This is a genomic window from Pantoea sp. X-Soil-YNGN-775 (assembly GCF_059730575.1).
In genome coordinates this window covers 2,623,886-2,637,586 of the sequence record NZ_AP035945.1, presented here as the reverse complement: position 1 = coordinate 2,637,586, position 13,701 = coordinate 2,623,886, and the positions used below count along the sequence as shown (strand labels likewise).

The following is a 13,701-nucleotide window of genomic DNA, read 5'->3' as shown; positions in this document are numbered from 1 at the left end:
TGACGGGCAAAAGTTGAAGGAAATAAGGATATCTGTCAGGGCGGGGTAAGTATGCCTTTTCTGACATTAATCACACCACAATCGTCATAAAGAAACCGTTTCGCTTTGCTATGCTCAGTGACAGACCGTTTCCAGACACCATGAAGGAGCAGATGATGAGTCAGAATGAAACCCGACAGTTAGGCGACAGCGGCATTGCTGTGCCGCTACTGACGTTTGGTGGCAACGTTTTTGGCTGGACCGTGGATCGGCCCACTTCGTTTTCGCTGCTGGACGCGCTGGTGGAAAAAGGGCTGTGGTTTATCGACACCGCCGATGTTTACTCACGCTGGGCGCCGGGCAATAAAGGCGGCGAATCAGAAACCATTATCGGCGAATGGCTGAAGAAAAGCGGCAAACGCGACAGTATCGTGCTGGCCACTAAGGTCGGGATGGAGCTTTCGCCGGAGAAAACCGGACTAAAACCGCAGTATATCCGGCAGGCGGTGGAAGACTCGCTGCGTCGGCTGCAAACCGATTATATCGATCTCTACCAGGCGCACCGTGACGATCAGGACACGCCGCTGGCCGAGACCCTAAGCGCCTTCGACAGCCTGATTAAAGAGGGCAAAGTGCGGGCCATCGGTGCCTCTAACTACAGTGCGGCTCGCCTGCAGCAGGCGCTGGAGATCAGCGAGGCGGAAGGGCTGGCGCGTTATGACACCCTGCAGCCGGAATATAACCTCTACGATCGCCAGCCTTATGAGTCAGAGCTGGAGCCGGTGGTCAGCCAGCACGGGCTGGGCGTGATTAACTACTATTCGCTGGCCAGCGGTTTCCTGAGCGGCAAATACCGCCAGCCGGCTGATGCCAGCAAAAGTCAGCGCGGCCAGGGCGTGGTGGAAAAATACCTCAACCCGCGTGGCCTGAAGATTCTGGCGGCGCTGGATGCCATTGCTGAGGCGCATCAGGTCTCGCCGACGCAGGTGGCGCTGGCGTGGCAAATCGCCCGTCCCAGCATCACCGCGCCGATTGTCAGCGCCACCTCGCTGGCCCAGCTCGACGAACTGGCGGCGGCGACCCGGCTTACGCTGACGCCGCAGCAGATTGACCAGCTGGCCGACGCCAGCCGCTAACAGAACGGGGCCGCTGCGCCCCGTTTTGCGCTAAACCCTTCATATTTCGCCTCCGCTGCTGAAACAGTAACCACTCTGAGATCCAGCTCACATTTGCGCGAATAAACTGGTTAGTTGACTAATCGTGCGCACGTATTTACAAAAATTGAACTTTCCTCAGCACTATCCTCTGCGGGTCATTTTTCCCGTAAATCACATAAGAATAAGCATGATGAAAAACAAACAAGCAGAGCAGCGTTTTCCGCTGCGCCGTGTGGCAACCGGCAGTCTGATTCTGGCAATGTTAACCGGCCAGGCGATGGCCGCTGACGCGCTGAGCCCTGATTCAGAGTGGATGTTTGGTGACTGGGGTGGTTACCGAACGCAGTTGCAGAACGACGGCATTAAATTTGACGTTAATTACACCATGGAAAGCGCGGCCAACTTAGGCGGCGGCGCCGATACCAACACCACTATGCGTTACAGCGATCAGTGGACCTTCGGCACCAATTTCGATCTGGAAAAACTGCTGGACTGGCAGGATGCAGAATTCCAGATGACCATCACTAACCGTGACGGACAAAACCTGTCCGACCAGGTCGCGGACAAGCGCACCGGCATGCTCTCTTCGGTGCAGGAAGTTTATGGTCGTGGCCAGACCTGGCGTCTGACCCAGTTCTGGTTGCGCAAAGGGCTGTTTAACGACGTGGTCGATCTGAAAGCTGGCCGGGTGACGGTCGGTGAGGACTTTGATAACTTCGACGGCAACCTGTTCCAGAACCTGGCGCTGGGCAGCGGCCAGGCCGGTAACTGGCGCGGTGACCGCTGGTTTAACTGGCCGGTCTCCCAGTGGGGCGGCCGCATCAAACTGAATATCACCCCGGAAGTTTTCTTCCAGGTGGGATTCTATAACCAGAACCGGGCTAACTACGATCGCGGCGACGGCTTCCGTCTGGATACCAGCAATTCTGAAGGCAATCTGGTGCCGGTCGAACTGGGCTGGAAACCGACGCTGGGCGCGCAAAAGCTGCCGGGTAACTACCGCATCGGCTATTACTACTCTTCAGCTAATGGCGATGTCTATGGCAGCTGGCGCAACGGCGCGTATCAGGATCAGGATCACGCCTATGGTGGCTACCTGCTGTTGCAGCAACAGCTGACGGCGCAGGATGGCGATGTGAATCGCGGTCTGGGCGTGCGGGTTCAGGCAGTGATGAACGATCACAAAACCTCTAAAACCGACAACTACCAGTCGATCGCCTTTACCTGGAAAGGGCCGTTTGATGCGCGTCCTGATGATGAAATTGGCGTAGGCGCGGCGCGTATTCACGTCAACAGCGACTACACACGCTCGCTGCGTCAGCAGAATCAGGCTAACGGCGAGAGCAGCTTTGACAGCCCGACCTATCTGCCGATTCAGGATGGCTCGGAGTATAACTACGAGGTCTATTACAACGCCAAAGTGACCAACTGGATGTCGCTGCGCCCGAACCTGCAGTATGTGGTGGCGCCTGGCGCGGTCAGCGAAGTGAAAGATGCGTTTATCGGCGGCATCAGCGCCAATATCGCGTTCTGATCGGTTGTCAAAACAGTAACGGCGCCGTTGGGCGCCGTTTTTTTTGCTGCGAGATCACGCTTAGCGGAACATCACTTCTGCCCAGCGGGCTAAACCGGCGGTTACCGAGGCGAAATCATCGCCGCCGGCAATCGGCGTGTCAGGCAGCGCCTGCTGCAGTGCCGCACGCAGCAGCGGCGAGCGCGCACTGCCGCCGGTCAGGTAGACCACATCAGGCTTGATCTGGCTGGTGGCCAGCGCCAGCTGGACCTGCTCAAGGATTTTCTCCAGTGGCTGGTTGATCGCCTCCTGCAGCAGGTTGACGCTGAGATCCGCCTGCAGCGATCCGGCAATAAAGTCGAGCGACGCCGCATGTTCCGCGCGATCTGACAGCGCGATTTTGCTCTCTTCAGCAGCCCGTACCAGACGATAACTCAGCTTCTGCTGCCACACTTTCAGCAGGCGAGCGACGACGTCACTCTGTTCCGCGTCACGGACTAAATCGCGCAGCAACTTACCGCAGGCGGCGCTGTAAAATTCGCTTTGCGCCGGAACATCGTTGATCGCGACCGCATTCCACCACGGCAGGGCGGGCAGGGCGATGCCTTTCTGGGTGTTACCGCCGAGACCGAGCAGCGGCATCAGCGTTTTGAACGCCAGCATAATGTCGAGATCGTTCCCGCCGACGCGGCAGCCGCTGTGGCCCAGCAGGCTTTCGCGGCGATCGGCTTTGTCGCGCCACTGCGGTCCCATCAGTAACATCGAACAGTCGGTGGTCCCGCCGCCGATATCCACTACCAGCACCCGGGTCTCCTGCTGCAGGGTGGCTTCAAAATCCAGACCGGCCGCTACCGGCTCAAACTGAAACTCTACCTCGCGGAAGCCGGCCCGCTGTGCGGCACGCAGTAAAATACCCTGCGCCTGCTGGTTGGCCTCTTCACTGCCTAAGCCCTGGAAGTTAATCGGACGGCCAATCACCGCCTGATCGATCGGCTGATCGAGCTGGCTTTCGCCCTGCTGACGAATGTGCAGCATCATGGCGCAAACCAGATCTTCAAACAGGGCGATCTGCTGCGGTTTCAGACCGCTGGCACCGAGAAAGGATTTTGGGGATTTTACGAACCAGACATCTTCCGGGTCGACCATGTAATGCTGCAGCGCGGTCAGACCAAACTGCACGCTGTTGGGCAGTACCTCGATATCTTCTTCGCGGTTAAAACGCAGGGCGCGCTGCAGCAGGGCGGTGGTTTCACTGTCGGGCGTCGCCACCTGATGATGACGATAGAGCCATTCACTGACCGACTCACGGGTAGGCGCACAGATCATCGACGGCAGCAGGCGCTGACCGTTTTCCAGCGTTAACAGACGCGGCGCGCCATTTTCACTGACGGCTATGGAACAGTTAGCCGTGCCGTAATCGAATCCTATGAACATTTTTGCCCCCATGCCGGAAAAAAGGGGGCGACTTTAGCGCAGCTTTAGCAGGGTAGCAAGCGCGTAACGGTGGATTTAACGGATGGCAAAAAAGCGCGCCTCGGCCAGCATGCTCAGCGGCTGACGTTCGGCGACCGCGCTGCCCCAGACACCGTCCACATCCAGACTGGCGAGGGTAGTCAGCACCGCCGGAACCGAAACCGGACCGGCCAGCAGGGCAATATTGCGCTGCGACGCCTGGCCCTGGATGATGGTCAGCAACATCTCATCCATCAGATTGTTATGCACATTGGAGACCAGTTCAGGTGCCAGCACCAGACAGTCGACCCACTCATCGCTGAGCTGATTGAAGGCGTCGAGGTTACGGCCAAAGTGCTGCAGCACGATGCGGCAGCCACTCTGACGCAGCTGCAGCAGTGCGCTGTGCAGCCGATCGCCCTGACTTAACACGCTGGCAGCCGGGAAGGCGAAGCCACAGCGGCTGTCACTCAGGCCCGCCGCCACAAAACGGTGACACAGCTGCTGGACAAAATCGGCATCCAGCAACGCCTGGGCGCTAAGCGGCAGAACCACCGCAATGCCTTTTTCATTCAGCCCCTGCACATCGTGCTGGAACAAGGCCTCAACAATTTTATTGTCCAGCTGACGGCGCAGTACTTCATCCGGCAGATTATTGCGCAGCAGCGTTTCATCAATCAGCAGGCCGTCCGGAGTTAACAGTTGTACCTCCAGCAGCCAGAGAAAGGCCGACTGTGGCGTATTCGGCGGGGCGACAGCCCAGGCCGGCAGCTCTATCTGCAGCGAGTCGATCATCGCGGCGTCGAGGCCCTGATGATTGCCCGCCAGCGGCAACCGGTGCTGCTCATACACCACATAGCGGCCGCGGCCGCTGCGTTTGGCGTTGTAACAGGCGATATCGGCCTGAGACAGCACATCACTGCTCTGGCAGTTGTCCGGTGAAATCTGGGTGACGCCGACGCTGGCCCCCACCTGATAGAGGCGGCCCAGCCACTGGAAGCGGTAGTCATTGACCGTGGTGACAATGCGCTGAATCACCTCACAGGCCTGCTCAACCTGACAGTCGGGCATCAGCAACGCAAATTCATCGCCGCCCAGCCGCGCCAGGAAATCACTGCTGCGCAGATGATGCTGCATCAGGTCGGACAGTTCCCGCAGCAGCGCATCGCCCGCCGCATGACCGGCGCTATCGTTAACCGCTTTAAATCTGTCGAGATCGATAAACACCAGCACGTGATGATGCTGATGTTCCGCTGCATCATACAGCAGCCGTTTTAGCTGGTGCTCGAAGCTGGCGCGGTTCGGCAGGCGGGTCAGGGTGTCGTGCAGCGCACTGTAGCTCAGGCGCTTCATCAGTTTGCGCGATTCACTGACGTCCTGGATGACCATCACCGCACCCTGTTCCAGTCCGGCCTCAGAGCGTAGCGGGGTGATGCTGTAATGAATGTCGATGTGCCCGCCATCCGGCGTATGCAGCACCAGATCCTGATCCAGATCGGGGGTGATTTTCTCTCGCGGTAGCTGACACAGCAGCAGATTTTCGGTCTGCGGTCCGTTACGGCCCTGGGTGATGTGCAGCAGTTCGCTAAGGGGTTTACCCGCCGCCTGCTGCTGCGACCAGCCACTCATCTTCTCGGCCACCGGATTCATAAAGGCGACGCGCATCGCTTCATCGGTGCTGATCACCGCCTCACCGATCGAGTCGAGGGTGATCGCCATTCGCTCTTTTTCCTGAAACAGCGCCTCGTTCAGGTTGCGTAACGGGGTAATGTCCTGACAAATCCCCAGCATTCGCTCAATCCGTCCCTCTTTACTGAGGATGCGGTTGGCCTGCGTGCGCACCCAGCGCTGGCCCTCGGCGTTAACAATCCGGTATTCCATATGGAAGGCGCTGCGCAGTTCAATCGCCTGCTGCACCGTTAGCGCCGCATGCTCCCGATCGCCAGGATGCAGCAAATGCACCCACAAGTCATAGCTGGGCGACTCGTGTGGCGCCAGGCCAAACAGCGCATACATCCGCTTGTCCCAGAGCATCTCGCCGGTCAGCAGGTTCCATTCCCACACGCCGATGCCGCCCGCCTCGTTGGCCAGCGTGATGCGCTCCATCAGCCGGCGGTTGACCTGCTCGCTCTGTTTCAGCTCAGAGATATCCACGATTTGGGCAATCAGGTAGAGCGGCTGATGGACGGGATCGCGCACCAGCGATACCGTCAGCCGGGTCCAGACAATCTCACCGTCTTTGCGGAAGTAACGCTTTTCCAGCGTGTAGGTGTCAATCTCACCGCCGAGCAGCTTACTCAGCTGCTGCAGATCGTTGCTGAGGTCGTCAGGATGGGTGATCTGCTGAAAGGTCAGCCGCCGCAGTTCATCTTCCGGATAGCCCAGCGTCTGGCAGAGTGAGTGGTTAACCTGCAGCCAGCTGCCCTGCGGTGAGACCAGCGCCATGCCAATCGCCGAGTATTCCATCGCGTGGCGAAAGCGGGTTTCGCTTTCGCTGATATGATTTTTTTCACGCCGAAACGCATCCATCACCAGCGACATGATGTGGCTGGGGATCAGCACCAGCAGGAATGGCAGCCAGCTGGAGACCGGTCCCAGCGCACCGTTATTGTTCACCACGCTGACCAGGCCAAAGGCCAGCAGCATTGACATAAAGCTGGCGTTCAGAAAAAACAGCACGAACGCCTGCAGTTTGGGCAGCCGGACGGCGCACCAGAACAGAATCACCACAATAAAGGTGAACGGCCACGGCAGATAGCGCAGGGCCAGATAGCTGGCCAGCAGCGTCACCGTCAGCGTCAAAAAGAATTCCGTCAGGTGCAGTTCGCCCAGCTGGCTACGGCGCAGCGGCCACGGCAGCAACAGCAGCATCGGACCGAGCACCAGCATGCCGATAATCTCGGAGATCACCCAGGTATAAAAGAACGGAAACGAGGCGTGACCACTAACCTGCAGTACCCACAGCGCCATCAGCCCGCCGATCAGCGGCGTACAAATCCCGACTGACAGCACCAGTCGCGCCCAGTCATGCAGTGAACTGAGCGGCGCACGGCGATCGAGGAACGCCCGCAGCAGTATTCCGCCCAGACCCGCCTGCAGCAGGTTAAGCAGGGCAAATTTAATGTTAGAGAGGGCCGGTCCGATGATGATTGCATTGGCACAGGCGGTGCCGAGTACGCAGGCCGTCAGGTAGAGCGGGAGCTGGCGTGACGGGCAGCGGAAAACCACCACCGTCATGGCGGCAGTCGGAAACCATAGCGGAGAAATTTTACCGCTGACCACGATCAGCTCGAGGCAGAACAGCGTCAGGGCAAACAGCGAGCAGCCGAGTAAAAGCGCAGAGATCCAGCGCTTTTTCGGTCGATTGTGCAGGTAGGGGATCTCTATGGTCATGCAGACGTCCGGCAGGGCGCAGCGGTTCCGTAACGGCGAACCAGGCACCAGTCATTCTCTTTCAGCATGCTAGCACATTCAGATAAGAAAAAAGGGGGCAAATCAAAGTTGCCCGTTATTCGGCGAATTGACGGGCAGAGAAAGTTAGCCTTTGATTACTGGCGGAAAAGATCGGCGCGGGTGTAAGGCTTTTCCAGACCGGCCAGGCTGGCGGAAAACCGTTCGAGGAACTGCTGGGTGGTGGCTACCCGGCCATGACTTAACAGGACAAATGGCACTAACAGCGCGGCGCCAACCTGCGGCCAGCTGAACCCTTTGAGCGCGGTACCACGCTGTGAAATCAGGAAGGCGGTGCTCAGCGTGAAGCCGAGCAGCAGGCCGGTCGCCACTTCACTTTTAGAATGGGCGTGGATCACCAGGCGCGAGAAGCCCACCATCAAGGGGATCATATAGCCGACGCCAATCGCCAGGCCGCGCCACAGGGCGGGCCAGCGGCCAGAAATCAGCCACAGCATCACCGGCCACAGGGTGGCTGACATCGCGCTATGCCCGCTGAAGCCGGTAAAATTAAAGCGCGCACTGCCAATACCAAAGCCGAGAAACAAAATTTTTGACAGGCTGACCAGCAGTCCGGCGAGGCCAAAGGCGACCACCCAATAGAGTACCGTACGGCGGTTATCGCTTTTCCACGGTAAAATCAGCGCAATAAGCACCGCTGTCGGAATCAACAGCATGCTGTCGCCAAAATAAGTCAAAGTCTTCCAGAGCATACAACTCCTGATGGGATCGGTCGGTCGTACCCGGCAGACACGCGTTGAGCGCGCCGCGCCGGCGGTTTTATTTATATTACAGTGTGTGCTTAGTTTATCGGTGAAATGAGTGGCGTCCAAAGGAGAAAGTCTGAAAAGTCAGCCGCGCCATTTCTCTGGCATCAAAACGCCGAAATCCCTATACTTAGCGCGAACACACCCTCTCCATTTCGGCCCGTCATCTGGACGCGTAATGCGTGACCAGTGGCAGGCTCCAGTTATCAGGTCTTAAAAAAGTATGACTGACAAGTCTCATCAGTGCGTGATTGTAGGCATTGCCGGCGCTTCCGCATCCGGTAAAAGTTTAATTGCCAGCACGCTCTATCGTGAAATCCGTGATCAGGTAGGTGACGAGCATATCGGGGTTATCCCGGAAGATGCTTATTACAAAGATCAAAGTCACCTCACCATGGAAGAGAGGGTTAAAACCAATTATGACCATCCCAGCGCGATGGATCATGATTTGCTGTTGCAGCATTTGCAGGCGGTTAAAGCCGGCCAGGATATTGAGTTACCGGTCTACAGTTATGTTGAACACACCCGCACCACGGAAACCCTGCACCTGAAGCCAAAAAAGGTCATTATCCTTGAAGGCATTCTGCTGTTAACCGATGCGCGTCTGCGTCAGGAACTGAATTTCTCGATTTTCGTTGATACCCCGCTCGACATCTGCCTGATGCGCCGCATGAAGCGTGACGTTAATGAGCGTGGCCGTTCGATGGATTCAGTGATGAGTCAGTATCAGAAAACCGTGCGTCCGATGTTCCTGCAGTTCATCGAACCCTCAAAACAGTACGCCGATATCATTGTGCCGCGCGGCGGGAAAAACCGCATTGCCATTGATATTCTCAAAGCCAAAATTAATCAGTTTTTTGAATAATTCACGTCTGTCTGGATGTGATGCGCACAGGCGGCACCCACTATGGCGCCTGTTCGCTACACTTACGTCATGGAGTTAGCGCAATGAGATTATGCGACCGCGATATTGAAGCCTGGCTGGATAATGGCAAGCTGGCCATTGAGCCACGCCCGCCCGTCGAGCGGATTAATGGTGCCACGGTCGATGTACGACTGGGCAATCAGTTTCGTACGTTCAGCGGCCACACGGCGGCTTATATCGATCTCAGTGGTCCGAAACATGAAGTGAGCGCGGCGCTGGACCGGGTGATGAGCGATGAAATCGTGCTGCCGGACGGCGAAGCCTTTTTCCTGCATCCCGGTGAACTGGCGCTGGCGGTGACGCTGGAGTCGGTCACGCTGCCGGACGATCTGGTCGGCTGGCTGGACGGGCGCTCCTCACTGGCGCGACTCGGCCTGATGGTGCATGTCACCGCACACCGTATCGATCCCGGCTGGCAGGGACGCATCGTGCTGGAGTTCTATAACTCAGGTAAACTGCCGCTGGCGCTGCGTCCCGGCATGTTAATCGGCGCGCTGAGCTTCGAGCCGCTTTCCGGCCCGGCAGCGCGTCCCTATAACCGGCGTGAAGATGCAAAATACCGCGGTCAGCAGGGCGCTGACGCGAGCCGTATCGACAAAGACTGATTTACTGAGGATGTAATGAAGAGAGTGATAACCACGCTGGCCATCCTGTTAGTGGTGGTCGTAGCGGGAATGACCGCACTGGTGCTGCTGGTAAATCCCAACGACTTTCGTGCCTATATGGTGCAACAGGTTGAACAACGCAGTGGTTATCAGCTTCAGGTCAGCGGCGATCTGCGCTGGCACGTCTGGCCGCAACTCAGCATCCTGGCCGGACGCATGAGCCTGACCGCGCCGGGTGCCAGCCAGCCGCTGGTAACGGCGGACAATATGCGGCTGGATGTCGATCTCTGGCCGCTGCTGTCACATCAGCTGAGCGTAACCCAGGTAATGCTGAAAAATGCAGTGGTGCGGGTGACGCCCGACAGCGCCGCGCAACCGGCAAAAAATGCCCCGCAGGGTCCGCGTAACGCCGAGCCTTCTGCGCCGTCCAGCGGCTGGTCGTTTGACATCGCCCAGCTGCGGGTGGCCGACAGTTTGCTGATCTGGCAACAGCCGGGCGGCGACGAATATAACTTCCGCGATTTTAATCTCAATCTGGAACAGGATGCGCGTAAGCAAGCCACGCTGACCCTGAGTTCCAGCCTGACGCGCAATCAGCGCAACGTCACCGTGAACCTGAAGGGCCAGCTGGATGCGGCGCAGTATCCGCATCGCCTCAGCGGTGAGATAGAGCAGCTCGATTACAGCCTGTCCGGTGCGGATATGCCGGCGCAGGGGATCAAAGGCAGGCTGAGTGGCCAGGCTGACTGGAATGCCGACAGCCAGCAGTTCGCCCTGCGTAATCTGCAGCTTACGGCCAACGACAGCACCCTGACCGGCCAGGCCGATGGTCGCCTGGCCATGCCGCAGCGGCTGGCGCTCGACCTTAAAGCCAGCAACCTCAATCTGGATAATCTACTGACCGATACGCCGGACGCTGACGCGCCGGGCGCACAGCGGGCGACGGTGACCCGTTCGCCGGTAATCGCGCAGCCGCGTGAGAAAAGTAACGCCGATTCACCGCTCAACAGCCTCGACCTGACACTCAAAGTTCAGGCTGATAAGGCGCTGTGGCGCGGGTTACCGCTGACCGGGCTGGCCATTGATGCCACCAATCAACGCGGCCTGATGACGCTTAACACCCTGCAAGGCCGTCTGGGGCAGGGCAGTTTCTCGATTCCGGGCAGCATCGATATCCGCCAGCCAGTGACCCACGTTAGCCTGCAGCCTGAGCTGAGTCAGATTGACATTCAGCCGCTGCTTAAAGCCTTTGAACTGCCGGAAAGCCTGCAGGGAACGGTGAGCCTGAACGGCAGCCTGGCGGGTGACACACTGAGCGTGGCCGAGGCGAAGCGCAGCTGGCAGGGCAGGGCGGCAATCAGCGCCAGCCATCTTAAACTGGCACAGCTCAATCTGCAGCAGATGGTGCGGCGTGCGGTGGCGCGGGCCAGTAACCGCGTCAGCAGTGACGACCAGCCGGATCAGGGCATCGATCAGATCAGCGGCCAGCTGGCGCTGAATCGCGGCGAACTCAGCTTCAGCCAGCTGAGCGGCAACGGTCAGCATCTGGCGCTGCAGGGCGCGGGCAAAGTGAACATGGTGCAGCAGCAGCTTGACGTGACGCTGGGGCTGAAGATCAGCGGCTGGAAAGGCGATGAAGAGCTGGTGGCCGCGCTCTCCGATCAACCGATCCCGCTGCGGATGTACGGCAGCTGGAACGATCTGCAATATTCATTACCGGTGGATGCGGTATTGCGCGACCGGCTGCAGAACGAGGCGAAGTCGCGGTTAGATAAATGGATCGAACGTCAGCCAGAGAGCGACAATAAACAGAATATGCAGAAGCTGCTGCGCCCGTAAACGGCGCAGCGCATCAGACCTGATAATCCATCACCGGCTGTTGCAGAATTTCGACTTTCTGCACCCGGTGATTTTCTACCTGTAGCGTCCGCAACAGGTAGTCTCCCAGCTGCAGCTCTTCCCCTTCCTGCGGAATATGTTGCAGCCGGTCCATCAGTAAGCCGGCCAGGGTATGGTAATCCCGCTGCTCTTCCAGCGGTAATTTCACATACAGCGCCAGGTCGTCCAGCGGCATATGGCCGTTGGCTATCCAGTGGTTTTCACCCTGAATCTGAATATCGTAGCGGGCATCGATTTCGCCCGCCTCATTTGGCAGGTTACCGGCAATGGTTTCCATCACGTCACTCAGGGTGACCACGCCCTCAACCGATCCAAACTCATCCACCACAAAGGCAAAATGGGTATGCGCCTGGCGAAACTGCTCCAGCGCCTGCAACAGCGTCAGGCGTTCAGGAAACACCAGCGGCTGGCGAATCAGCGCCCGCAAATCGAGGGAGTTGTTATGCAGCGACTGGTGCAGCAGATCGATAACGTGGACCACGCCAAGCGGTTCGCTGGAGTGGTCGGTCATCAGAATCCGGGTGTGCTGATTACGGTCGAGGCGCGCCATGATTTCAGCCGGATCGTCGCTCAGGTCGATATGTTCAACGTCATGACGTGAGGTCATAATGCTGTTAACGTGGCGCTGTCCCAGCCCCAGTACCCGGGCAATCATCACCCGTTCCTGGCGGTTGAACAGCATCGTCGCGTCACTGTCGGCAATCAGCGAAGAGGTTTTCGCATCCAGCTCTGCCGGTTCCGCCGCGCCGCGCAGTAGCCGCAGCACCGCTTCGGCAGTGCGCTGACGTAACGGCCGGCCAGCCGAGAGCACCCGCCGACGGTTAAACTGCGCCAGTTGATTTAGCGCCTCAATCAGCACCGAGAAGCCGATGGCTGCATAGAGGTAACCTTTCGGAATCGCAAAGCCAAAGCCTTCCGCTACCAGGCTGAAGCCGATCATCAGTAAAAAGCTTAAGCAGAGAATGACAATGGTCGGGTGACTGTTCACAAAGCGGGTCAGGGGTTTACTGGCCAGCAGCATCAACAGAATGGCGATGGTCACCGCAATCATCATTACCGGCAAATCATTGACCATTCCGACCGCCGTAATCACCGCATCGAGCGAGAAAATGGCGTCCAGAACCACGATTTGCGCTACCACTGGCCAGAATTTAGCGCCGCCTTTTTGTTGACCGGCGTCATCATCATGGCCTTCAAGGCGCGAATTTAACTCCGTTGTGGCTTTAAACAGCAGGAAAATTCCGCCTGACAGCAGTAACAGATCGCGCGCGCTAAACGCGTGACCCGCCAGCGTCACCCACGGTTGGGTCAGCGTAACCAGCCAGGAAAGCGAGGCCAGCAGCAGTAAACGGCACACCAGCGCCATCAGCAGGCCAATCACCCTGGCGCGGTCGCGCAACGCCGCGGGCAGCTTCTCAACCAGAATGGCGATGAACACCAGATTATCGATACCCAAAACCAGTTCGAGAACGATTAGCGTGACTAATCCTGCCCACAGTGACGGATCTGCAATAACCTCCAGCATGCGTTATTTACCTGAATGTCTTTAATTGAGTTTTGTCTGATGATAGTGGAGTGTGACGCCCGGTACAAATGCCGCAGCCGGCGGTGATCCACCGCTGGCAGCAATCCAGCCGCAATAATTTTGTCACCGTACAGGAGATGATTTGATTAAATTCGCACTGATTCAGCAGCACAGATGACGGGTGATATTTTCAAATGCAGGGATATCCCGCTGTATGGCTTATGCGATTTATCCTGGTAGTGACATGGCATTAATCTGAATTATGAAGAAAGGATTGCACTGCCGCTGAGGCGTCAATACTAATGGCTGGTAGTCTTTTTCCTAAAATAGTCCAGGGATGGCGGGGCCTACTTGTAAACAAGCCAGTAATAACTAGTATAGCAACGAGTTTGCAAAAGTCTGCGCCCATGTCGTAATTCGCGTGACCCA

9 protein-coding genes are annotated in these 13,701 nt (G+C 57.7%); 5 read left to right on the top strand and 4 right to left on the bottom strand.

All coding sequences use genetic code 11. The annotated features are described in order from the left end of the window. The first annotated feature begins 155 nt into the window (after positions 1–155). Both AC6I8I_RS12430 and AC6I8I_RS12425 read left to right on the top strand, forming a co-directional pair. Complete coding sequence (locus AC6I8I_RS12430) at positions 156–1,115, top strand: aldo/keto reductase (RefSeq protein ID WP_497820684.1); 960 nt, start codon at positions 156–158, stop codon at positions 1,113–1,115. A 211-nt stretch (positions 1,116–1,326) separates the two neighbouring features. Continuing rightward, the gene (locus AC6I8I_RS12425; protein ID WP_312760279.1) at positions 1,327–2,670 is read left to right on the top strand and encodes a carbohydrate porin; all 1,344 of its coding nucleotides are present in this window, start codon (positions 1,327–1,329) and stop codon (positions 2,668–2,670) included. 60 nt (positions 2,671–2,730) lie between these two features. On the opposite strand, the gene yegD is transcribed toward AC6I8I_RS12425, so the two are convergent. From yegD to AC6I8I_RS12410, 3 genes are all read right to left on the bottom strand, one after another. Next, positions 2,731–4,083 carry a molecular chaperone gene (gene yegD, locus AC6I8I_RS12420; RefSeq protein WP_312055473.1) on the bottom strand — a complete coding sequence of 451 codons (1,353 nt, stop codon included), beginning with the start codon at positions 4,081–4,083 and terminating at the stop codon, positions 2,731–2,733. A 75-nt stretch (positions 4,084–4,158) separates the two neighbouring features. Further along, a complete protein-coding gene (locus tag AC6I8I_RS12415; protein ID WP_497827903.1) occupies positions 4,159–7,494 on the bottom strand; it encodes a diguanylate cyclase in 3,336 nt (1,111 codons plus the stop codon). Between the two features lie 155 nt (positions 7,495–7,649). Further along, the gene (locus tag AC6I8I_RS12410; protein WP_497827902.1) at positions 7,650–8,264 is read right to left on the bottom strand and encodes a phosphatase PAP2 family protein; all 615 of its coding nucleotides are present in this window, start codon (positions 8,262–8,264) and stop codon (positions 7,650–7,652) included. A 277-nt stretch (positions 8,265–8,541) separates the two neighbouring features. On the opposite strand from AC6I8I_RS12410, the gene udk reads away from it, so the two are divergent. The 3 genes from udk to asmA all read left to right on the top strand — a co-directional run bounded on the left by udk (position 8,542) and on the right by asmA (position 11,687). Further along, a complete protein-coding gene (udk, locus tag AC6I8I_RS12405; RefSeq protein WP_312055476.1) occupies positions 8,542–9,183 on the top strand; it encodes a uridine kinase in 642 nt (213 codons plus the stop codon). 83 nt (positions 9,184–9,266) lie between these two features. Further along, entirely contained in the window at positions 9,267–9,848 is a 582-nt protein-coding gene (gene dcd / locus AC6I8I_RS12400) for a dCTP deaminase (protein ID WP_031375323.1), read from the top strand. 15 nt (positions 9,849–9,863) lie between these two features. Beyond that, positions 9,864–11,687: an outer membrane assembly protein AsmA gene (gene asmA, locus AC6I8I_RS12395; protein WP_312760274.1), complete on the top strand. Its 1,824-nt coding sequence runs from the start codon at positions 9,864–9,866 to the stop codon at positions 11,685–11,687. Positions 11,688–11,700: 13 nt separating this feature from the next. Here asmA and AC6I8I_RS12390 read toward each other — a convergent pair whose 3' ends face one another. Beyond that, positions 11,701–13,272, bottom strand: coding sequence for a TerC family protein (locus AC6I8I_RS12390; RefSeq protein WP_312760272.1), 1,572 nt, complete (start codon positions 13,270–13,272; stop codon positions 11,701–11,703). Positions 13,273–13,701 lie beyond the last annotated feature (429 nt).